Genomic DNA, 21,907 nt, shown 5'->3' on the forward strand with positions numbered 1-21,907 from the left:
CCCCTTCGCAAGGCACGAAGGGGTGCCGCGAAGTGGCCTGGGGAATGCTTCATGTCAATTGGGGCGATAGCCGAAGATGCCGCCGTTGCGCGTGACCACGACGACCGTGTTGGCCGCCTGCACCGGCGTGGCCGCGATGGCCGAGCCGTCGGGCACCAGCCGGTTGAGCGGTGCGCCGTCGGCCTTCGACAGGAAATGCACCGTGCCCGTGTCCTCGCCGATGACCAGCGTGTTGCCGACCGCCAGCGGCGCCGTCAGGCTTCGCAGGCGCAGCCGGTCGCTGGACCAGGCGCGCGCGCCGTTGGCGCGGTTCCAGGCCACCAGCGTGCCGTTCGATTCGGTGCCGTAGACCCGGCTCTCGTCGCCCGCCACGCCTTCGGCGCCCACGGCCGGCTGCGTCCACACCAGCACGCCGCGCGCGGTGTCCACACAGCCCACGGCCGCGTAATAGGCGCGCGCGCAGACACTGCTGCCTTCACGGCTCACCGGGCCGGTCAGGTCGACCAGGCGCTCCACGTCGTTGGTGCCGCGCGGCGACGCCACCGGCACTTCCCAGCGCGAGGCGCCGTTGCCCGGATTCATGCCGACCAGGCGCGCGCCCACGCCGGCAAGCAGCGTGTCGCCCACCGGCTGCAGCACGCCGGGGCGGCGCAGCACCAGCGATTCGCCGGCGCTGCGTTCCTGCAGCCACAGGCGGCGGCCGCTCTGGCCGTCGAAGGCCACCGTGCTGCGGTCGGCCAGCTGGACGAACACGCGGCGGCCCGCCACCAGCGGCGCCGTGAAGGTTTCGGCCTGCAGGCGCTCCTTCCAGAGCACCTTGCCGCCTTGCAGCACCACGACCTCGTTGTTGCGGGTCACGACGGCGCTCAGGTCGCCGTCGCTGCCCACGCCCGCCGTCAGCGGTGCGCCTGCGCTGGCGCGCCACAGTTCGCGGCCCGTGCGCGCGTCCACGGCCAGCACCGTGCCGTCGCCCGAGGCCACGGTGACCGTGTCGCCCGTCACGGCCGTCTGCAGCGGAAAGGACACCGCGGGCAGCTTCGCGCTCCAGGCCTGGTTGACGCCCAGCACCGCCACGTTGGGCGGCAGCTCGGCCGGCTTCGGCTTGGGCGTGCCCGAGCAGGCGGCCAGGGCCGCCACCAGGGCCAGGACGGCCAGACGCGGGACAGGAGCCGGAACAGCGATGGACTTGAAATTCATGTGCAGCGGGGATGGCAATGGGGCAATCAGGATTTGGGCGCGTCGGCACCCAGGCTCTTGACGTCGACGCCCACGGCGTTGAGCTTGACCTCGACCAGTCGGCGGTACTCGGACTCGGGGCCGAAGGCGGTCCACGCCTTCTGGTACTGCGCGCGCGCTTCGTCGCGCTTGCCCTGGGCCAGCAGCAGGTCGCCCTTGCGGTCGGCAGCCAGGGCCTGGAACTCGGCCGGGAAGCCGGCATCGAGCTGCTGCAGCGCGGGCTCCCAGGCCTTGGCATCCATGTGCAGCGACGCCAGGCGCAGCCGCGCCACCGCCTGGTAGCCCGGGTCCACGGCCTTGTCGATCACCCAGGTCAGGGCGGTGCGGGCCTCTTCGGCCTTGCCCTGCGTCGCCAGGCTGCTGGCGGCCAGCAGCCCGCCCTGCTGGGCATAGGCCGTGCGTGCAAAACGCTGCTGCAGATCGGCCAGCGCGCGCTGCACGCGCTCGGCGTCCGCGGCCTTGGTCGCGCGGTCCAGCTCGTCGTACAGCGTGGCGGCCTGCGCCGATTGCGAACGCTGCCAGTACTGCCAGCCGTTCCAGGCGACCACGGCCCCGGCCACCAGCAGCAGCACCCAGGTGATCAGGGTGCCGTAGGTGTTCCAGAAGTGCTTGAGCCGGTCGAGCTGTTCCTGTTCTTCGAGGTCGAGATGGGTCGCCATGCGCTGTCGTCGTGCCTGTGAATGCCTCAGGGCGTGGTGCCCGGGGAAGCGGGGAATTGTAGGGTGGCGGCCCACGCGGCCACGTCGGACAGCGGGCGCAGCACCTGGGCGCCGCTGCCGTCGCGCAGCGCCTTGACGGTCACTTCACCGCGAGCGACCTCGTCCTCCCCGAAGATCAGTGCAAAGGCCGCGCCACTGGCATCGGCTTTCTTGAACTGCGCCTTCATGCTGCCGCCGCCGGCATGCAGCAGCACGCGGACCCCTGCGGCGCGCAGGGCCTCCAGCGCCACCATGGCTTGCGGCAGCTGCGCCGGCTGCGGCGCAATGGCATAGACGGCCGGCGCCGGCGCGGGCACCGGCAGGCCCAGGGCCTGGATCAGCAGCAGCAGCCGCTCCACGCCCAGGCCGAAGCCCACGGCCGGGGCCGGCTTGCCGCCCATCTGGCCGATCAGGCCGTCGTAGCGTCCACCGCCGCACACCGTGCCCTGCGAGCCCAGCTGGTCGGTGACCCACTCGAAGACCGTGAGGTTGTAGTAGTCCATGCCGCGCACCAGGCGCGGGTTCACGCGGTATTCCAGGCCGGCCGCGTCGAGCACGGCGCGCACGGCGTCGAAGTGCGCGCGCGATTCGTCGCCCAGGAAGTCCATGAGCTGCGGTGCGGCCTCGACCATGGCCTGCATGGCCGGGTTCTTGGTATCGAGGATGCGCAGCGGGTTGCTGTGCAGGCGGCGCTTCGCATCCTCGTCCAGCAGATCGGCATGGGCCTCGAAGTGGCGCACCAGCGCATCGCGGTGGGCCTGGCGCTCGGCCGGCTGGCCCAGGCTGTTGAGTTCGAGGCGCACGTGCTGGCCTTCGATGAGGCCCAGCTGCTTCCACAGCGCGCGCACCATCAGGATCAGCTCGGCATCCACGTCGGGACCGGCGAAGCCCAGGGCCTCGACGTCGAGCTGGTGGAACTGGCGGTAGCGGCCCTTCTGCGGTCGCTCGTGGCGGAACATCGGCCCCATCGTCCACAGCCGCAGCGGGCCGTTGTACAGCGCGTTGTGCTCGACCATGGCGCGCACGATGCCGGCCGTGGCCTCGGGCCGCAGCGTGAGCTTGTCGCCGTTCATGGAATCGGTGAAGGAATACATCTCCTTCTCGACGATGTCGGTCACCTCGCCCAGGCCACGCACGAACAGCGCCGTGGGCTCGACCACGGGCGTCACGATGTACTGGTAGCCGTAGCGGGCCAGCACCTCGCGCACGGTGCTCTCGAACCAGTGCCACAGCGCCGAATCGGGCAGCTTGTCGGTGCGCGGCACGCTCGCCGGCAATATGTCGTTCATGCCTTTGACGGCATTGATCTTGTCAGCCATGGGATGCAGGAATCAGGCTTCGGTGGCCGGGGCCCGGCCGAAGCGCTTCTCGATGTAGTTCTCGACGATCTGGTGGAATTCGGCGGCGATGTTCTCGCCGCGCAGCGTCAGTGCCTTCTCGCCGTCGATGAAGACGGGCGCGGCCGGCGCCTCGCCGGTGCCGGGCAGGCTGATGCCGATGTCCGCATGCTTGCTCTCGCCGGGGCCGTTGACGATGCAGCCCATCACGGCCACCTTCATCGCCTCCACGCCGGGGTACTTGTGGCGCCACACGGGCATCTGCATGCGCAGGTAGTCGTCGATCTGCTTGGCCAGTTCCTGGAAGGTGGTGCTGGTGGTGCGACCGCAGCCCGGGCAGGCCGTGACGCTCGGAACGAACACGCGCAGGCCGAGCGCCTGCAGGATCTCCGAGGCGATCACGACTTCCTGCGTGCGCGACTCGCCGGGCTGCGGCGTGAGCGACACGCGGATGGTGTCGCCGATGCCCTCCTGCAGCAGGATCGACAGCGCCGTGGCCGAGGCCACGGTGCCCTTGGTGCCCATGCCGGCCTCGGTCAGGCCCAGGTGCAGCGCGTAGTCGCAGCGGCGGGCCAGCTCGCGGTAGACCGAGATCAGATCCTGCACGCCGCTCACCTTGCAGCTCAGGATGACCTGGTTGCCGTCCATGCCCATCGATTCGGCCAGCTTGGCGGAATCGATGGCCGAGGTGACGAGCGCTTCGTACATCACGCTCTTGGCGTCCCAGGGCTCGGCGCGCCGGCTGTTGATGTCCATGAGGCTGGCCAGCAGTTCCTGGTCCAGGCTGCCCCAGTTCACACCGATGCGCACGACCTTGTTCCAGCGCATCGCGGCCTCGATCATCTGGCCGAACTGCCTGTCTTTCTTGTCGCCCTTGCCCACGTTGCCGGGGTTGATGCGGTACTTGGACAGCGCCTCGGCGCAGGCCGGGTACTCGGTCAACAGGCGATGGCCGTTGTAGTGGAAGTCGCCCACCAGCGGCACGTCGACCCCCATGCGGTCGAGCTGCTCGCGGATGTAGGGCACCTGCGCAGCCGCCTCGGGCGTGTTGACGGTGATGCGCACCATCTCCGAGCCGGCCTGGGCCAGCTCCTTGACCTGGATCGCGGTCCCGATGGCGTCCACGGTGTCGGTGTTGGTCATCGACTGCACGCGCACCGGCGCGTCGCCGCCCACGGTGACGACGCGCGGGCCCCAGACCACGCGCGCCTGGCGCGAGCGGCGCGGCGCGGGCGCCGCCGCCTCGATGGGCTGGGCTTCGTGCAAGGTCACGGCTTCACCTCGAAACGTGCGACACCGCCCGAGCGCGTGATCGGCGCCAGGTCGAAGGCCTGGCCCTGCACCTGCACCTCCACCACGGCCGCGCGGCCCACGGTCACGGCCAGCGGCAGATCGGCCTGCGGCACCGAGGCCGTCTCGCCGTCCTTGAGCGTGCGCTCGAACACGGTGCGGCCGCCCGTGCCCGTGACGCGGATCCACGACTCGCCGCGCGCCTTGAAGACCAACACCTCGGGCGTCGAAACCGGGGCGGCCGGCACACTGTCGGCAGCGGGCGGCGCGTCGGCCGCGGGCACGGCCGCTGCCGATGCAGCAGCCACGGGGGGCGCTGCGGGCGCCGGCGCCGCCACCGGGGCCGGCTGCGGCGTCTCGGCCACCATGCCCTCGGGCGGGCGGCTGTCTTCGTCCGCGGCCTCCTGCGCGCCGCCGCCGGTCAGGCGCGTCCAGGCGGCAGACATCGACTCGGTGGCCGATTGCGGCAGGAAGTAGATCACCAGCGCGCCCACCAGCAGCAGCCCCACCACCGCCAGCAGCGGACGCGAAGGCCCGCCCGTGAGGCCGGCGCGCACGCTGCTGCGTTGCGCCTGGGGGCGGATGTTGCCGCTCATCGTGCGGTCGGCCTCGGCCAGCACCGCACGCGGCGCGCCGGGCAGCTTCTCGAGCACGGGGGCGGGATCGACGCGCAGTGCGCGGCACATGCTGGCCGCCAGCGCACGCGCGAAGACCGGGTCCGGCAGCGCGTCGATCTGGTCGGCCTCCAGCGCCGCCAGCTTCTGCGTCGGCACCTTCAGCGCCGCGGCCACCACGTCGAGGTGCAGACCGTGCGCCTCGCGCGCCTGGCGCAGCATCTGGCCGGCGCTCAATTCGCCCGAGGGGGGGTCCGGCACCAGCGGCATGGCCGCCGAGGGGCTGAACTCGCTCGCACGCTCAATCATCAAACTGTCCCTTCTCGAAGGCCCGCGCCTCGCGCGAATCGGGATATCGCCGCTGCAGCTGGCTGGCCAGCTCGTTCATGGCTTCGCGGTTGCCCAGCCGGCGTTCGGTGCGAATGCCCAGCCACAGCGATTCGGCATTGGAAACCGGCCCATTGTTGACGCGCCGGATGTAGAACTGGGCCCGCGCGTATTCGCCGCGCTGGTACAGCAGCAGCGCGAGGTTGTAGCCGATGACGGGATTGGCCGCGTCGATCTCGTAGGCCTGCGTCAGCGCGCGCTCGGCGTCGGCGCGCTGGCCCGCCTGCAGGTGGCAGATGCCCTGCGTCATCAGCGTCTTGGCGGACTCCGCATAGCCGGGCGCGGCGAGCGCCGCCGCGAACTGCTGCTGCGCATCGGCGTAGCGCTGCTGCTGGCACATCAGCCACGCGTAGTTGTGGCGCACGTTGCCGTCGCGCGGGTTGATCACGATCGCGCGCCGGAAGCTGTCCTCGGCGCGGCCCGGGTCGTCCAGCCGCATGTAGATCAGCCCGCGCAGGCTGTAGGCATCGACGGAATTCGGGTCGGCCGCCAGCGCCTGGTTGACCTCTTCGAGCGCGATCTGCGTCTGCCCCTGCTCGAAATAGCCGGTGGCCAGTTGCAGCCGGATGCGCGCGCGATGGCGCGCCTGCTCGGGATCGTTCGCCGTCGTCGGCGCGGGCAGGCCGGCGTTGTTCACGTCGGGCAGCGAGGTGGTGACCGTGGTGGTGGTCTTGCAGGCGCCGAGCGCCAGGCAGGCCGCCAGCGCCAGCAGCCAGCGCATGCCGCCCCGTCCCGTCCCACACCCCTGCTCTTGCTGGATCGCGCGGCGCGCGGCGGGCGCGCCCTTCGGATGCCCGCCGCCCGGCGGCAGTCCGGCGGCAAGAGAGGTCTGGAAGGTCATCGGCTTCAGTGCTCCTGGGTCATGGCTGGCCGGGCTGCGGGCGCGCCGGCCCGCTGCATCATCACCGTGCGGCGCTGCGCCATGCGGTCTGCGGCGCGCGTGCGGTCCTTGACGTCGCCGGCCAGCTGGCCGCACGCCGCGTCGATGTCGTCCCCGCGGGTCTTGCGCACCGTGGTCACGATGCCCGCATCGGCCAGCGTACGCGCGAAGGCCTGCACCCGCGGCGCGGGCGAGCGCAGCAGGCCCGAGGCCGGGAAAGGGTTGAAGGGGATCAGGTTGAACTTGCAGGACACGCCCTGGCTGCGCACCAGGTCGATCAGCTGCTGCGCATGCGCATCGCTGTCGTTCACGCCGTCGAGCATGCAGTACTCGAAGGTGATGAAGTCGCGCGGCGCATGGTCGAGGTAGCGCTTGCAGGCGGCCAGCAGTTCGGCGATGGGGTACTTGCGGTTCAGCGGCACCAGGTCGTCGCGCAGCGGGTCGTTGGGCGCGTGCAGCGACACGGCCATGGCCACCGGGCAGTCCTGCGCCAGGCGGTCGATCATGGGCACCACGCCCGAGGTGGACACCGTGACGCGGCGGCGCGACAGGCCATAGGCGTTGTCGTCCAGCATGGTGCGCAGCGCGGGCACCAGCGCCGCATAGTTCTGCAGCGGCTCGCCCATGCCCATCATCACCACGTTGGAGATGATGCGCTCGTCGCGGCCCAGGTGCTTGCGCAGGAAGTGTTCGGCGAACCAGAGCTGGGCCACGATCTCGCCGGTGCTCAGGTTGCGGCTGAAGCCCTGGTGGCCCGTGGAGCAGAAGCGGCAGCCCACGGCGCAGCCGGCTTGCGAGGACACGCACAGCGTGCCGCGATCATCTTCCGGAATGAACACGGCTTCGACGGCATTGCCGTCACCGACGTCGAACAGCCACTTGATGGTGCCGTCGGCGGAAATGTGTTGGGTGATGACGGGCAGGCCCTGGACCTGCGCGACGCCGGCCAGCTTGCCGCGCAGCGACTTGGCCAGGTCCGTCATCTGCGTGAAGTCGCTCGCGCCGCGCTGGTGGATCCAGCGGAACAGCTGCGTGGCGCGAAAGCGCTTCTCGCCCAGCCGCTCGCAGAACGCGGCCAGTCCTTCGAGATCGAAATCGAGCAGGTTGGTGGCGGTCGTCATGGCGGGGCTGGATTTTTGTCTGAGCAGGCGGCGCGGGCTCAGGCCACACGCCGCCAGGGCGCTCAGCGCGCGTAGACGTTCGCGGCGGGGAAGAAGAAAGCGATCTCGACGGCGGCCGTTTCGGGCGCGTCGGAGCCATGCACGGCGTTGGCGTCGATGCTGTCGGCGAAGTCGGCGCGGATGGTGCCGGCAGCGGCCTTCTTGGGGTCGGTGGCGCCCATCAGGTCGCGGTTCTTGGCGATGGCGTTCTCGCCTTCCAGCACCTGCACGAACACGGGACCGGAGACCATGAAGTCCACCAGGTCCTTGAAGAAGGGACGCTCCTTGTGCACGGCGTAGAACTGCTCGGCTTCGGCGCGCGACAGGTGCACCAGCTTGGCGGCGGCGATCTTCAGGCCGGCGGCCTCGAAGCGGGAAACGATCTTGCCGATGACGTTCTTGGCGACGGCGTCGGGCTTGATGATGGACAGGGTACGTTCGATGGCCATGATGAGCTTTCTGAGCGGATTGCTTGTTGGAAGCGTTTTGGAAAAGCGGGAAGCGACATTTGCCCGGGGGCCCTGCGCAGGCAGGGGCTCGAACCAGGGTCGGGCCGGATTGACACGGCCTGGCTCGGCGACCGCCGACACGCACGCACTGCCGCGCGGACAAAGCGCACGATTTTAACCCGGGCCCCTCGCGCCCCTTAGGGCGCCGGGCTCAAAAACAGCAGGGAAATCGGTGGCTCGGGGCGCGCGCGGCCAGCGCGGGCCCGCGCCCCGGCACCGCCTGGCGGTCAGCGCGAGCGGCCGCCGCGCCGGTTGCCACCCCGGCCGCCACCGCCACCGCCGCCGCCCGACGGGCCGCCGAAGCCGCCACCGCCGCGGCGCGCTTCCTTGCGCTGGCGCATGAAGCTGTCGGCGCCGATGTAGCCCAGCGAGGTCTTCATCGGGTCGGGTTGCGCACCGCCGCCGCTCCCACCGCCAGCGCCCTTGGCGCCGCCGCGCTTGCCGCCCGGCCGGCCCTTCTTGGCGCCGTTGCGGACCGCGCCGGCGTCGCCGTCCCGGCCCGGCCACGCACCGCGGGCCGGGCTCCCCGCCTCGGGTGGGCGGGCGCCGCCGCGCTGGCTGCGGCCGTCGCCGCGCCGGGCCTTCTTGCCGTTGCGGCCGCCCCCTTCGTTCTGCCGCGGCAGGGCCGGCATGTCGGCGCCGGCCGCCTGGGTGAGCGCCCGGATGTCGCGCTCGTCCAGCTCCATCCAGGCGCCGCGCTTGAGGCCGCGCGGCAGCAGCATCGCACCGTAGCGGATGCGGATCAGCCGGCTCACGGCATGGCCGACGGCCTCGAACAGGCGGCGCACCTCGCGGTTGCGGCCTTCGGAGATGGTCACGCGGTACCACTGGTTCGAGCCTTCGCCACCCCCGTCCTCGATGGTGCCGAACTGCGCGCGCCCGTCGGCCAGCTGCACGCCGTCGAGCAGGCGCTGCTTCTCTTCGTTGCTCAAGGCACCCAGCACGCGCACGGCGTATTCGCGCTCCAGACCGAAGCGCGGGTGCATCAGGCGGTTGGCCAGTTCGCCGGAACTGGAAAAGAGCAGCAGGCCTTCGGTGTTCAGGTCCAGCCGGCCCACCGACTGCCACTTGCCCTGGTGCAGGCGCGGCAGCTTGCGAAACACCGTGGGCCGGTTCTGCGGGTCGTCGTGCGTCACCACCTCACCCACAGGCTTGTGGTAGGCGATCACGCGCGGCGGCGGGGGCGCGATGCGGTAGCGGATCGGCTTGCCGTTGAACTTGATCTGGTCGCCGTACTGGATGCGCTGGCCGATGTGGGCCGGCTCGTTGTTGACCGAGATGCGGCCCTCGAGGATCAGGCGCTCCATCTCCAGCCGCGAGCCCAGGCCGGCCTGCGCCAGCACCTTGTGCAGCTTGGGCGCGTCGGCCTGCGGCAGCAGCACGCGCTTGGGCGGCGCCACGTCGGCGCTGCCTTCGTCGGCATCGAACTGGCCCGACACCACGTCGGCGAACTGGATCGGCTCCGGCGGCGGCGCGTTGCGCGCCGCGCGGGCGGCGGCCCGCTGCTGGCGGTCGAACTCGTCGTCGTCCTCGTCATCGTCCTCGTCGTCTTCCAGCTCCTGCGACCGGTCCCCGACGCCCGCACCGCCCGCGTCGCTGGCGCGCCCATCGGCGGCAGGGGCCGACGTGGGGCGCGACGGGGCGGCCGGCACGGAGGCAGGCGCGTCCGCGGCGGCGATCGCTGCCTGCGCAGCAGGCTCGGCCTCCAAGGACGCCGGTGCCGCATCGGCCTCGGCGGGCTGCACGGCTGGCGCGCTTTCCTCGGGGGAGACGGCGGCCTTGGGCGGACGGGGCTTGCGCTTGCGGGGCGCCACAGGCGCTGGCGCGGCCGCCGGCGTGCTCACGTCCGGCGCAGCCTCGGCAGAGGCTTCGGGGCTGTCGGCCGCGGCGGCCGCTGCCCGGGTCGTGCGCGGCTTGCGCTTGCGCGGCGCGGGCGCGGCCTCGTCGGCTGCGGGTGCAGCTTCAGCCGCGGGCGCAGCAGCCGCCGGCACAGCGGGGACTTCCGCCTCGGGGCTCTGGGGGTCGGTGGGGCGGAAGTCATGGTGTCTGTTCGGGAGCGTTCGAGGGGGGCGCCGCCGGAGGCGGCGGCGTGTCGGATTCGGGGGACGGCGGCGTCGCGTCGCCCGCGGGGGCCGTGTCGTCCACAGGGGCCGCGCCATCGTCGACGGATCGCGGCGGCGCAGGCGGTTCGGCCGTTTCAGCCACGGTCGCCGGCTCGGCCGCGTCGGCCGGGGCGGCTTCCAGCGCCTGCACGCCCGGGGCGGCCGCGGGCTCGGCCGCAGCCGGCGCCTCGTCGATGGACAGGCCCTGCTGCGCGCCCGCCAGCGCCTCGGCCATGGCGGCGGCATGCTGCGGGGCTTCGATCATGGGCAACTGGTCCAGCGAGGCCAGGCCCAGGTCGTCCAGGAACTGCTTGGTGGTCGCGTACAGCGCGGGCCGGCCCACGGTCTCGCGGTGCCCGATCACTTCCACCCAGTTGCGATCCTCCAGCTGCTTGAGGATCATCGAATTGATGGTCACGCCACGGATGTCTTCCATGTCGCCACGCGTGACGGGCTGGCGGTAGGCGATGATGGCCAGCGTCTCCAGCGTGGCGCGCGTGTAGCGCGGCGGCTTCTCGGGGTGCAGGCGGTCCAGGTGCTCGCGCATCTCGGGCCGGCTCTGGAAGCGCCAGCCGGTCGCCACCTGCACCAGCTCCAGCCCGCGCTGCGCCCAGTCGTCCTGCATCTGGGCGAGCAGTTCCTTGATGGTGTCGGCCCCGAGCGCATCGTCGAACAGCGTGCGCATGTCGCGCACGGGCAGCGGCTGCGCCGAACAGATCAAGGCGGTTTCGAGAATGCGCTTGGCATCCGCCGTATTCATGGTTCGCGGTGTCCGGAGGTGGCGCCCTCGGGCGCACGTCAGAAAACGGAAGGGGAAGGAGCGAGCGGCGGGCTGCAGGCAGCCTGGCGCTGCAGCGGGCCGGCGGATGCGCCGGCAGGACAAAGACCGTCAGGCGCAATTGTAGTCCAGGCCCCAGGCCTCGCAGACGGCCGCCAGGTCGGCCGGCACGGGGGCGCGCCAGTCCAGCGCCTGCTGCGTGAAGGGGTGCACGAAGGCCAGCCGGTAGGCGTGCAGCGCCTGGCGCTCCAGGCCATGGGCGGGCGCACCGCCGTAGGTCGCATCGCCCACCAGCGGGTGGCCGATGTGCGCCATGTGCACGCGGATCTGGTGCGTGCGGCCGGTCTCCAGCGTGCAGCGCACCAGGCAGCCCTGCGCCTGCGACCCGAGCGGCTCGACGAAGGTGCGCGCCGGCTTGCCCGACTGGTGCGCCAGATCGACCACCGCCATGCGCAGGCGGTTGCGCGGGTCGCGGCCGATGGCGGCGTCCACCTGGCGCGCCCCGCCCTGCCAGGCGCGGTGGGCCAGCGCCACGTACTGCCGCGTGACCTCGCGCGCGGCGATCATGCGCACCAGCGCTTCCATCGCGCGGCGGCTGCGCGCCACCACCATGAGGCCGCTGGTGTCGCGGTCCAGCCGGTGCACGATGCCGGCGCGCGGCAGCTGGGCCGCCTGCGCATCGCGCGCCAGCAGGCCGTTGAGCAGCGTGCCCTGCCAGTGGCCCGGCGCCGGATGCACCACCAGCCCGGCGGGCTTGCGGATCACGCACAGGTCGGCGTCCTCGTGCACCACGTCCAGCGCCATCGCCTCGGGCTTGAAGGCCTGGCTCTGCGGCGTCGGGCGCAGCTCCACCGTGCCCTGCTCGCCCGCGCGCACGGGCGTGGAAGGCTTGCGCGCCACGCGCCCCTGCAGTTGCACCGCCCCTTCGTCGATGAGCTGCTGCAGGTAGCTGCGCGAGAACTCGGGCACCTGCAGGGCCAGGGCGCGGTCCAGGCGCAGGCCGTGCAGCACCGGGTCGATGCGGAAGGCGCGCGTCTCGGGGGCCTCGTCCTGTTCGTCCACGGCCTCCTCGGCCGCCAGCGCCATCGCCATGTCCCCCTCGCCCGCAGGGGCGTGGGCCCGGGGGGGGCTCCCTATAATTCCGCGTTCCTGTTTCAAGAAAGCTGCCTCAGATGTATCGCGCCGGATTATCGAACGCCCCCGCCTGGGTGGCCCTTTCGCTGGCTGCGGCCCTGCTCGCCGGTTGCTCCACCACCGAGGAGGACCGCACGGCCAACTGGAGCCCCAACCGCATCTACGCCGAAGCCAAGGAAGAGGCGGACGGCGGCGCCTACGACAAGGCGGTCCCGCTGTATGAGAAGCTGGAAGGCCGCGCGGCCGGCACGCCGCTGGCCCAGCAGGCGCAGCTGGACAAGGCCTATGCGCAGTACCGCGCGGGCGACAAGCCGCAGGCCATCGCCACGCTGGACCGCTTCATGAAGCTGCATCCGGCCAGCCCGGCGATGGACTACGCGCTCTACCTGAAGGGCGTGGTCAACTTCAACGACGACCTCGGCATGTTCGCCTGGCTCACGCGCCAGGACCTGTCCGAGCGCGACCAGAAGGCGGCCAAGGAATCCTTCGAGTCCTTCAAGGAGCTGGCCACGCGCTTTCCCGAGTCGCGCTACGCGCAGGACGCGCGCCAGCGCATGAATTACATCGTGAACTCGCTGGCCCAGTACGAGGTGCACGTGGCGCGCTACTACTACACGCGCGGCGCCTACCTGGCCGCCATCAACCGGGCCCAGATCGCGCTGGCCGAGTATCGCGAGGTGCCGGCGCTGGAAGAGGCGCTGTACATCATGGTGCGCTCCTACGACGCGCTGGGCATGAACGACCTGCGCGACGACGCGCGCCGCGTGCTGACCACCAACTACCCGCAGAGCAGCTACCTGACCGAGGGCTTTCGCGGCAAGGACGATCCCTGGTGGAAGCTGTGGTGATGCGGCGCATGCAGGGCTGAACGCACTGCGCGCCCTGCGCAGCAACGGCCGCCTTCGGGGCGGCCGTTCTTGTTTTCCCCTATCCCTTGTGCGTTTGCGGCAGGCGGCGGGCGCTCAGAGCGTGTTCAAAGTCTCTTGAGCAAGAGCACCAAGAATGCCAAGTGGACGAACTGCAGGCTGGTGTTGAGCCATCGCTCGCAGTTCTTCCACAGCCTCCTGTTCTTGTCCAGCCAGGCAAAGCTGCGTTCCACGACCCAGCGCTTGGGCATCACCTTGAAAGTGTGAAGCTCGCTTCTCTTGGCGATCTGCACCGTCACATGCCCTCCCAGAATCTGCTGCACGCCTTGCGCGAACGGCCGACCGATGTAGCCTGCATCGCACAGCAGGCTTTGTAGCCGGCTCAACCGGGGCTTGCAGCGCTGTAGCGCCTGCAGTGCGCCTTTGCGGTCCGTCACCTCGGCCGTGGTCACCGCTATCGCATGCGGCAATCCCTGGGTGTCCACCGCGATGTGGCGCTTGATGCCCGAGACCTTCTTGCCTGCGTCATAGCCCTTCAAGCCCGCCGTGTCCGTGTTCTTCACGCTCTGCGCGTCCACGATCAAGAGCGTGCTGCAGGCGTTGCGCCCCAGTTTCTCGCGGGCCGCGCCAACCTGATTTTTTTAATGCCTGCTCCAGCAGGCTGCCACCCTCGCGTGGCTCGCTCCAGATGGCAAAGTACGAGTGCACGGTGCGCCACTTGGGAAAGTCACTGGGCAGTGCCCGCCACTGACAGCCCGTGCGCAGCAGGTAAAGCACGGCGCAAAACACCTCGTACAGCTCCACTTTGCGTGGGGCAGTCTTTCTGCGCGCACTCTCCAGCAATGGCCGGATCACCTCGAACTGCTCGCGCTTGATGTCGCTGGGGTAGCCTTTTCTCACCCACCGAGCTTCTCACATCAAGAGGGTGAGACTTTGAACACGTTCTCAGAAATCTGCTTGCGCCCCGCCCTCGGCCAGCGATGCCAGCGCCGCGGCGAAATCGTCCGCGCTTTCGAGCCACCGCATGGGCGGCAGCGCCGCCAGCAGGCGCTTGCCGTAGCCCATCTGCAGCAGCCGCGTGTCGCAGACCACGAGCAGGCCGCGGTCGGTCTCGCGCCGGATCAGGCGGCCCGCGCCCTGCTTGAGCGCCACGGCCGCCTCGGGAATGGAGAAGTCGGCAAAGCCGCTGCGCCCCTGCGCTTCGAGCCGCTGGGTGCGCGCCTCCACCAGCGGGTCGCCCGGCGGCGGGAAGGGCAGCTTGTCGATCACCACCAGCTGCAGCGCATCGCCGGGCGCGTCGAAGCCTTCCCAGAAAGAAGCCGAAGCCACCAGCACGCAGCCACGCTGCCCGGGCTCGGCGCCCGTGCGGAAACGATCCATGAGCACGCGCTTGGGCAGCTCGCCCTGCACCAGCAGCTCAAGCTCGGCGCCCGCGGCCTGCAGGCGCGCGCGCATCGCATCGGCGATGGTGCGCAGCGCGCGCAAGGTGGTGGTCAGCACCAGCGTGCGCCCGCCCAGGCGCGCGGCGCCCTGCGCCGCGAGCACGGCCACCTCGCGGCCGTGCGCCGCATCGCTGGGGCGCGGGAACACGCGCGGCACGTACAGCGCCGCCTGCCGTGGGTAATCGAAGGGACTGGCCACGCGCAGCACCTGCGCGTCCTGCAGGCCGCAGGGCTCGGTGAACCAGCGCAGCGCGGGCTCGTCGCCCAGCGTGGCCGAGGTGAAGATCCAGGCGCGCGGGCGTGCGGCGGGCGCCTGGCCCTGCGCGGCGTCATGGCGCCCGGCATGGGGCGCCTCGTCGTCGGCCGGCGCCTGGCCCGTGCGCAGCACGCGCGTGCGCATGGCTTCGGCGATGTCCAGCGGCGACTCCACCAGCCGCAGCTGCGTGCCCACGTCCACCCAGCGCACCGCGTCATGCGCGCAAGGCGCGGCCATGCGCTGGGCGCGCTCGGCCAGCCGCGTGGCGCGCTCGTGCAGGCGCACGAAGTCCGGCGCCATCTCGCTGCACGTCGCCAGCGCCTCCAGCGCCACCTCGGCGGCCTGCTCCAGCGCCTCCAGGCCGCGCTGCCATTCGGCGTGCGGCACGCCTTCGGGCCCCGGGCCGGCCCAGCGCAGCTTGGTGCCGGGCCATTGCTGGCCCACGACGAGGCGCAGGTCGCGCGCCGCGCGTTCTAGCCCCGCCGCGGCCTGCTGCCAGTCGGCCAGGCCGCGCGCATGCTGCAGGCCCGCCGCCAGCAGGTCGTGCGCCAGATCGAGCACCTGGCCGGTGCCCAGCTGCAGCCCCAGGAACTGCACACCGATCTCGTTGAGCTGATGGGCTTCGTCGAAGACCACCACACGCACGCTGGGCAGCAGCTCGGCCATGCCGCTTTCGCGCACCGCCAGGTCGGCGAAGAAGAGGTGATGGTTGATGACCACCACATCGGCCGCCAGCGCCTCGCGCCGCGCCAGGTTCACGTGGCAGGGCTTGAACTGCGGGCATTGCGCGCCCAGGCAGTTCTCGCGCGTGGAGGTGATGAGCGGGATCAGCGGCGAGCGCTCGTCCAGCCCCGGCAGCTCGGCCAGGTCGCCGGTGCGCGTGCCCTGGGCCCAGCGCTCCACCTTGGCCAGCGCGCGTGCCGCCATCGGCTCGTGGCCGGTGTCGTGGCGGGCCAGCTCCAGCCGGTGCAGGCACAGGTAGCTGCCGCGGCCCTTGAGCAGCGCGGTGCGCATCGGCAGACCCAGGCTCTCGACCAGCCGCGGCAGGTCGCGGCCGAAGAGCTGGTCCTGCAGCGCCTTGGTGGCGGTGGACAGCAGCAGGCGCTCGCCGCTCAGCAGGGCCGGCACCAGGTACGAGAAGGTCTTGCCCACGCCGGTGCCCGCTTCCACCACCAGCGCCCCGCCCTGCTCGATGGTCTGGGCCACGGCCAGCGCCATGCGGGTCTGGCCCTCGCGCTCGCGGTACTGCTCGGCCGCGCGCGAAAGCAGGCCTTCGGCCGCGAAGGCAGCCTCGACTTCGGCGACGAGCGACATCAGGCGGGCTCTTGGGGTTCAAGCAGGCGCTCGAGGCGCGCGATCTCGTCACGCAGGCCCAGGCGGCGCTTCTTGAGCCGCCGCAGCAGCAGCTCGTCGGGCACGGCCGATCGCGCGAGGTGGTCGACGCTGGCGTCCAGGTCGGCGTGCGCGATGCGCAATTCGATCAGGCGACGCGCATGGGAATGCAGGTGCGCCTGCAGCTGCGAATGAAGAAGGGGATGGAGCGGGGAATCCAAGACAAAAGCCACATGCGACAGCGCCGAGGGAGCTGCGCCTGCGCCGGATAATACGCGCTTCGCGTGCGCGCCCGCGCCGCCAACCGGGCCGCGCCGACGGCTGCCGCAACCATGTCCAAGGGCTTTCGACTCACCGCCGCCACCGCGATCCACCAGGGCGACCGTCCTTATCAGCAAGACCAGGTGCAGGTGCTGACGCATGCGCGCGCGCAGGGCTGCCTGCTGGGCGTGGTGGCCGACGGCATGGGCGGGCGCAGCGGCGGCCGCAAGGCCTCCGACCAGGTGCTGATGACTGCGCAGCAGCTCTTCGCGCGCTACGCGCCCGGCCACGAGAAGCCCGCCGAGCTGCTGGAGCGCCTGGTGGAAGATGCCCACACCGTCATCAAGCTCACGGCCGTGGCCGCCGAGCAGGAGCCGCACAGCACGGTGGCGGCCTTCCTGCTCGACCCCGACGGATCCGGCGCCTGGGCCCATGCGGGGGATTCGCGCATCTACCACTTCCGCAAGGGACGGCTGGTGCAGCGCACGCGCGACCATTCGTACGTGGAGGTGCTGGTGGAGCGCGGCGAACTCAGCGAACAGGAGGCCCTGCTGCACCCGCAGGCCAACATCCTGGTCGGCTGCCTGGGCATGCGCTCGACCCCGCCGCCCATCGACGTGCACCGCTTCGACAGCCTGCGCCCCGGCGACGCGCTGCTGGCCTGCAGCGACGGGCTCTGGCACTACTTCACGCCGGAGGAACTGGGCGCGGTGATCGCCGAGCAGTCTCCCCGCGCGGCGGCCGAGCTGCTGGTGGACGAGGCGCGCCACCGCGCTGGCGGCGGCGGCGACAACCTGTCGCTGGTGATCCTCAAGCTGGAGCCCCTGCCGCGTCACGAGGACGACGCCTGAGCCTCCTGAGCCTCCTGAGCCTTCTGTTGGACGGGCGCATTGCCGCCCGCGCCGTCACAACCCGTGGCCGGCCCCCGCACCCGGCGGCTACGGAGCCGGCACCGGCAAGGGTGCGGCTGGCGGCTTCTCCCGTTCGGCGTTGATGCGCGCCCGGTCCTCGCGGCGGCGCTGCGCGTCGGCCTGCTTGCGCTCGAAGCGCTCCCTGGCCTGCGGCGCCTCGGCCTGGCGCCGGGCCGCGCTGGCTGCGTCTTCGGCCCGCTGGCGCTGGCGCGCCTCGAAATCGGCGCGGTTCTGCGCCGCTTCGGCCTCCTTGGCGGCGCGGCTTCTCGCATGCTCGGCGGCACGCTCTTCACGGGCCTGCCAGGCCTCGCGCGAATCCTGCTGCTGCCGGGCGTTCGGGCCCGCGGGCGCGGCCTGCTTCTCGTCCAGGCGCTGCAGCTGCTCGGCGCCCCGGCGCTTGCGCTGCATGTCGTTGAGCGCGCTTTCCTGGCGGCGCAGGTCGTCGGTCTGGGCGCGCAGGTTGCGGCGGCTCGCTCGCAGGCAGTCCTCCACCGCAAAGCGCTGGTAGCAGGCGGCGCGCTCCTGCGCATGCCGCGCATCGATGGCCTTGCGCTCGGCCGCGATGCGCGCGCGCTCGGCATCGATCTGCTCGTCGCTCAGGCCCTGGGCCTGGAGGGCGCCGGCCGACAAGGACAACAGCAACAGCGGCAGGAGACGGGGAAGGTTCATGTGAGGCGGGTGTCCACGATGCGGCGCTCCAGCGCCAGGAACTCGGCCGATTGCATCTCGGTCAGGCGAGAGACGGTGCGCGGGAACTCATGCGCGAGCGGCCCTTCGGTATACAACGCCTCGGGCGGCACGGCGGCCGACAGGATCAGCTTGACGCGCCGATCGTAGAACACGTCCACCAGCCAGGTGAAGCGGCGCGCCTCCGAGGCCATGTTGACCGGCATGTGCGGCACGTCCGACAACAGCACGGTGTGGAACTGGCTCGCGATCTCGAGGTAGTCGTTCATCGAGCGCGGCCCGCCGCACAAGGTCTTGAAGTCGAACCACACCACGCCGCCGGCGCGCCGGCGCGCACGGATCTCGCGCTTCTCGATGTGCAGCACAGGGTTGTCGTCGCCCTTCTCGGCCAGTTGCTCGAAGGTCTTGCGCAGCTGCTTCTCGGCCGCCGCGTCGTTGGGCGTGAGGTACAGCGGTACCTGCTCGAGCGTGCGGCGGCGGTAGTCCGTGCCGTTGTCCACGTTCACCACGTCCATGCGCGCGTTGAGCAGCTCGATGGCCGGCTGGATGCGGTCGCGGTGCAGGCCGTTCGGATACAGGTCGTCGGGTTTGAAGTTGGAGGTGGTGACGAAGCCCACGCCGTTGTCGAACAGCGCCGTCAGCAGCCGGTGCAGGATCATCGCGTCCGTGATGTCGGCGACGTGGAACTCGTCGAAGCAGATCAGCTTGAAGCGTTTGGCGATGCGCTTGCCCAGTTCGTCCAGCGGGTTCACCGTGCCCTGCAGCTCGTGCAGCTCGCGGTGCACCTCGCGCATGAACTCGTGGAAGTGCAAGCGCGTCTTGCGGTTGATCGGGACCGCGTTGAAGAAGCAGTCCATGATGAAGCTCTTGCCGCGCCCCACCCCGCCATACATGTAGACGCCGCGCGGGATCTCGGGCCGGTTGATCAGCTTCTTGAACGCGTTGGAACGCTGCGACTTGTACTGCGCCCAGTCGCGCGCGCAGCGGTCCAGCGCCTCGACGGCACGCAGCTGTGCGGGATCGGCCTGAAAGCCGCGGGCCTGGAGTTCTGCCTCGTAGGCTTGCTTGACGGTCTGCAAGGGATGCTCGGGTCGGTGGAAAAGACAAAGCCGTCCGCGCCCTTGGAGGCGCGGACGGCCTGCAGTATCAGCGCATCAGAAATTCAGCGTGCGCTTGTCGACCGCCAGGGCGGCCTCCTTGGTCGCTTCGGAAAGCGACGGATGCGCATGGCAGATGCGCGCGATGTCCTCGGCGCTGGCCTTGAACTCCATCGCCACCACGGCTTCGGAGATCAGCTCGCTGGCCATGGGGCCCACGATGTGCACGCCCAGGATCTCGTCGGTCTTGGCGTCGGCGAGGAACTTGACCATGCCGGTCGTGTCGCCCAGCGCGCGCGCGCGGCCGTTGGCCAGGAAGGGGAAGGTGCCGGCCTTGTACGCGACGCCGTCGGCCTTGAGCTGCTGCTCGGTGCGGCCGACCCAGGCGATCTCGGGGCTGGTGTAGATGACCCAGGGGATGGTGTTGAAGTTGACATGCCCGTGCTGGCCGGCGATGCGCTCGGCCACGGCCACGCCCTCTTCCTCGGCCTTGTGCGCCAGCATGGGGCCGCGCACCACGTCGCCAACCGCCCAGACGTTGGGCAGGCTGGTCTTGCACTCGTCGTCCACCACGATGGCGCCGCGCTCGTCGAGCTTCAGGCCCACGGCTTCGGCGTTCAGGCCGATGGTATTGGGCACGCGGCCGATCGAGACGATCATCTTGTCGGCCTGCAGCAGCTGCGACTCGCCCTTGGCGTTCACGTAGGCGATGCTCACGCCGGCGTCATCGGACTTCACCTCGCCGACCTTCACGCCCAGCTCGATCTTCAGGCCCTGCTTGTCGAAAGCCTTCTTGGCTTCCTTGGCGATCTGCTCGTCCACCGCACCCAGGAAGGTCGGCAGGCCTTCGAGGATGGTCACGTCGGCACCGAGGCGCCGCCACACCGACCCCATTTCCAGCCCGATCACGCCCGAGCCGATGAGCACCAGCTTCTTGGGCACGGCCCCCACGCGCAGGGCGCCGTCGTTGCTCAGCACCGTCTTCTCGTCGAACGGCGCGCCCGGCAGCGCGCGGGCATTGGAGCCCGTGGCGACGATGATGTGCTTGCCGGTGATCGTCTCCTCTTCCTTGCCGGCGACCTTGATCTCGTAGCCACCGTCAGCCGCCTTCACGAAGGAACCCCGGCCGTGGAAGAAGCTGACCTTGTTCTTCTTGAACAGGTACAGGATGCCGTCGTTGTTCTGCTTCACGACCGCGTCCTTGCGGCCGAGCATCTTGGCCACGTCGATCTTCACGTCGCTGGCGGTGATGCCATGCTCGGCGAAGTGCTTGTTGGCGTGCTCGAAATGCTCGGAGGACTGCAGCAGCGCCTTGGAGGGAATGCAGCCCACGTTGGTGCAGGTGCCGCCGGGCGCCGGGCCGCCCTTGTCGTTCTTCCACTCGTCGATGCAAGCGGTGTTGAAACCCAGCTGGGCGGCGCGGATGGCGGCGATGTAGCCGCCGGGACCGCCACCGATGACGATGACGTCGAAATTCTTGCTCATGTTGGACTTCCGTGACTTGGTAGGAAGAAGTGGTGCAGCGGCCGTCGCGAGCGGCTTGAGGTTGCGCCGAGCACCGCAGCCGTACACCCGTACGGCGAGGAGCGCAGGCGCAAGATCGGACGTGCAGTAGGCCGATGTGCCGCTTCTTAGATGTCGAACAGCAGGCGCGACGGATCTTCCAGCGCTTCCTTCATCGCCACCAGGCCCAGCACGGCTTCGCGGCCGTCGATGATGCGGTGGTCGTAGCTCATCGCCAGGTAGTTCATCGGGCGCACCACGATCTGGCCGTTCTCGACCACGGCGCGGTCCTTGGTGGCGTGCACGCCCAGGATGGCCGACTGCGGCGGGTTGATGATCGGGGTCGACAGCATGGAGCCGAAGGTGCCGCCATTGGAGATGGAGAAGGTGCCGCCGGTCATCTCCTCGATGCCGAGCTTGCCTTCCTGGGCCTTCTTGCCGAACTCGGCGATCTTCTTCTCGATGTCGGCGAAGCTCATCTGGTCGGCATTGCGCAGGATGGGCACCACCAGGCCGCGCGGCGAACCGACCGCGATGCCGATGTCGAAGTAGCCGTGGTAGACGATGTCGTTGCCGTCGACCGAGGCGTTGAGCACCGGGTACTTCTTGAGGGCGTGCACCGCGGCCTTGACGAAGAAGCTCATGAAGCCCAGCTTCGTGCCGTGTTCCTTGGTGAAGGTGTCCTGGAACTTCTTGCGCAGGTCCATCACCGGCGCCATGTTCACCTCATTGAAGGTGGTCAGGATGGCGTTGGTGGCCTGCGACTGCAGCAGGCGCTCGGCGATGCGGGCGCGCAGGCGGCTCATGGGCACGCGCTCTTCGGGGCGGTCGCCCAGGTCCTGCTTGGAAGGGGCCGCCACCTGGGGCAGCGCCGTCTTCGGCACGCCGGTGGGAATCTGCACGGCGGGGGTGGCGGCGGGCGCGCCGGCGCCGCGGGCCACGGCCGAGAGCACGTCGCCCTTGGTCACGCGCCCGTCCTTGCCAGTACCGGCGACGTCGTTCACGGTGAGGTTGTTGTCGGCCAGCAGCTTGGCCGCGGCAGGCATGGCGATGTCGCCCTTGCTGGCGGCGGTGGCGGCCGGGGCCGGCGCCGATGCGGTGGCGGGCGCAGCGGCCGGAGCGGCAGCGTTGGCGGCGGGCGCGGCAGCGTCGGCCTTGCCTTCGGTGTCGATCTTGGCAATCAGCTGATCGGCCACCACGGTGGCGCCGTCGCCCTGCACGATCTCGGCCAGCACGCCGGCGGCGGGCGCCGGCACTTCCAGCACGACCTTGTCGGTCTCGATCTCGATCAGGATTTCGTCGGCCGCCACGGCTTCGCCGGGCTTCTTCTTCCACTGCAGCATCGTGGCCTCGGCCACGGACTCGGACAACTGGGGAACCTTGACTTCAACGATGGACATTTCTTATCTCTGTCTGTGCGTGTTCGG

At 70.5% G+C, this 21,907-nt stretch carries 20 protein-coding genes; 2 read left to right on the plus strand and 18 right to left on the minus strand.

Going from position 1 to position 21,907, the window contains the following annotated elements:
* Positions 1-54: 54 nt before the first annotated feature.
* The 11 genes from bamB to LG388_RS14715 form a co-directional block, all read right to left on the minus strand.
* Positions 55-1,197, minus strand: coding sequence for an outer membrane protein assembly factor BamB (bamB, locus tag LG388_RS14665; RefSeq protein ID WP_225783454.1), 1,143 nt, complete (start codon positions 1,195-1,197; stop codon positions 55-57).
* 26 nt (positions 1,198-1,223) lie between these two features.
* Positions 1,224-1,895 (minus strand): tetratricopeptide repeat protein, encoded by a 672-nt coding sequence (locus LG388_RS14670; protein WP_225783455.1) that lies wholly within the window; start codon positions 1,893-1,895, stop codon positions 1,224-1,226.
* A 26-nt stretch (positions 1,896-1,921) separates the two neighbouring features.
* On the minus strand, positions 1,922-3,253 hold the full coding sequence (gene hisS, locus LG388_RS14675; RefSeq protein WP_225783456.1) for a histidine--tRNA ligase: 1,332 nt from the start codon (positions 3,251-3,253) through the stop codon (positions 1,922-1,924).
* Positions 3,254-3,265: 12 nt separating this feature from the next.
* Positions 3,266-4,543, minus strand: a complete 1,278-nt coding sequence (gene ispG, locus LG388_RS14680) for a flavodoxin-dependent (E)-4-hydroxy-3-methylbut-2-enyl-diphosphate synthase (RefSeq protein ID WP_225783457.1) — start codon at positions 4,541-4,543, stop codon at positions 3,266-3,268.
* Positions 4,540-5,484 carry a RodZ domain-containing protein gene (locus LG388_RS14685; RefSeq protein ID WP_225783458.1) on the minus strand — a complete coding sequence of 315 codons (945 nt, stop codon included), beginning with the start codon at positions 5,482-5,484 and terminating at the stop codon, positions 4,540-4,542. Before LG388_RS14685 ends, ispG begins: the two co-directional genes overlap by 4 nt.
* The gene (pilW, locus tag LG388_RS14690; RefSeq protein WP_225783607.1) at positions 5,477-6,283 is read right to left on the minus strand and encodes a type IV pilus biogenesis/stability protein PilW; all 807 of its coding nucleotides are present in this window, start codon (positions 6,281-6,283) and stop codon (positions 5,477-5,479) included. The genes LG388_RS14685 and pilW overlap by 8 nt, the downstream gene beginning before the upstream one ends.
* Positions 6,284-6,408: 125 nt before the next feature.
* Entirely contained in the window at positions 6,409-7,563 is a 1,155-nt protein-coding gene (gene rlmN, locus LG388_RS14695) for a 23S rRNA (adenine(2503)-C(2))-methyltransferase RlmN (protein WP_225783459.1), read from the minus strand.
* A 62-nt stretch (positions 7,564-7,625) separates the two neighbouring features.
* Positions 7,626-8,051, minus strand: a complete 426-nt coding sequence (gene ndk, locus LG388_RS14700) for a nucleoside-diphosphate kinase (protein ID WP_225783460.1) — start codon at positions 8,049-8,051, stop codon at positions 7,626-7,628.
* A 287-nt stretch (positions 8,052-8,338) separates the two neighbouring features.
* Complete coding sequence (locus LG388_RS14705) at positions 8,339-10,102, minus strand: pseudouridine synthase (protein WP_225783461.1); 1,764 nt, start codon at positions 10,100-10,102, stop codon at positions 8,339-8,341.
* A 46-nt stretch (positions 10,103-10,148) separates the two neighbouring features.
* A complete protein-coding gene (gene scpB, locus LG388_RS14710; protein WP_225783462.1) occupies positions 10,149-10,973 on the minus strand; it encodes an SMC-Scp complex subunit ScpB in 825 nt (274 codons plus the stop codon).
* Positions 10,974-11,102: 129 nt separating this feature from the next.
* Complete coding sequence (locus LG388_RS14715; RefSeq protein ID WP_225783608.1) at positions 11,103-12,077, minus strand: RluA family pseudouridine synthase; 975 nt, start codon at positions 12,075-12,077, stop codon at positions 11,103-11,105.
* 86 nt (positions 12,078-12,163) lie between these two features.
* Between LG388_RS14715 and LG388_RS14720 the strand changes: the two genes are divergently transcribed.
* The gene (locus LG388_RS14720; protein ID WP_225783463.1) at positions 12,164-12,973 is read left to right on the plus strand and encodes an outer membrane protein assembly factor BamD; all 810 of its coding nucleotides are present in this window, start codon (positions 12,164-12,166) and stop codon (positions 12,971-12,973) included.
* A 125-nt stretch (positions 12,974-13,098) separates the two neighbouring features.
* Here LG388_RS14720 and LG388_RS14725 read toward each other — a convergent pair.
* From LG388_RS14725 to LG388_RS14735, 3 genes are all read right to left on the minus strand, one after another.
* A protein-coding gene (locus LG388_RS14725; protein ID WP_086009121.1) for an IS5-like element ISStma16 family transposase occupies positions 13,099-13,891 on the minus strand; the annotation gives its coding sequence in 2 pieces (ribosomal slippage) (positions 13,099-13,633 and positions 13,632-13,891; 795 coding nt in all).
* Positions 13,892-13,936: 45 nt separating this feature from the next.
* Entirely contained in the window at positions 13,937-16,003 is a 2,067-nt protein-coding gene (locus LG388_RS14730) for an ATP-dependent DNA helicase (protein ID WP_225783464.1), read from the minus strand.
* Positions 16,003-16,206: a DUF465 domain-containing protein gene (locus LG388_RS14735; RefSeq protein WP_225783609.1), complete on the minus strand. Its 204-nt coding sequence runs from the start codon at positions 16,204-16,206 to the stop codon at positions 16,003-16,005. Before LG388_RS14735 ends, LG388_RS14730 begins: the two co-directional genes overlap by 1 nt.
* A gap of 147 nt (positions 16,207-16,353) precedes the next feature.
* Between LG388_RS14735 and LG388_RS14740 the strand changes: the two genes are divergently transcribed.
* Positions 16,354-17,133, plus strand: coding sequence for a PP2C family serine/threonine-protein phosphatase (locus tag LG388_RS14740; RefSeq protein WP_225783465.1), 780 nt, complete (start codon positions 16,354-16,356; stop codon positions 17,131-17,133).
* Positions 17,134-17,220: 87 nt separating this feature from the next.
* Here the strand turns inward: LG388_RS14740 and LG388_RS14745 are convergent, their stop codons facing one another.
* From LG388_RS14745 to odhB, 4 genes are all read right to left on the minus strand, one after another.
* A complete protein-coding gene (locus tag LG388_RS14745) occupies positions 17,221-17,862 on the minus strand; it encodes a hypothetical protein (RefSeq protein ID WP_225783466.1) in 642 nt (213 codons plus the stop codon).
* Positions 17,859-18,959: a cell division protein ZapE gene (gene zapE, locus LG388_RS14750; protein WP_225783467.1), complete on the minus strand. Its 1,101-nt coding sequence runs from the start codon at positions 18,957-18,959 to the stop codon at positions 17,859-17,861. Before zapE ends, LG388_RS14745 begins: the two co-directional genes overlap by 4 nt.
* Positions 18,960-19,034: 75 nt before the next feature.
* Entirely contained in the window at positions 19,035-20,462 is a 1,428-nt protein-coding gene (gene lpdA / locus LG388_RS14755; protein WP_225783468.1) for a dihydrolipoyl dehydrogenase, read from the minus strand.
* A gap of 146 nt (positions 20,463-20,608) precedes the next feature.
* Complete coding sequence (gene odhB, locus LG388_RS14760; RefSeq protein WP_225783469.1) at positions 20,609-21,880, minus strand: 2-oxoglutarate dehydrogenase complex dihydrolipoyllysine-residue succinyltransferase; 1,272 nt, start codon at positions 21,878-21,880, stop codon at positions 20,609-20,611.
* Between the last annotated feature and the right edge of the window lie 27 nt (positions 21,881-21,907).

Source organism: Xenophilus sp. Marseille-Q4582, assembly GCF_916700565.1.
In the GTDB taxonomy this organism is placed as follows: Bacteria; Pseudomonadota; Gammaproteobacteria; order Burkholderiales; family Burkholderiaceae_C; genus Xenophilus.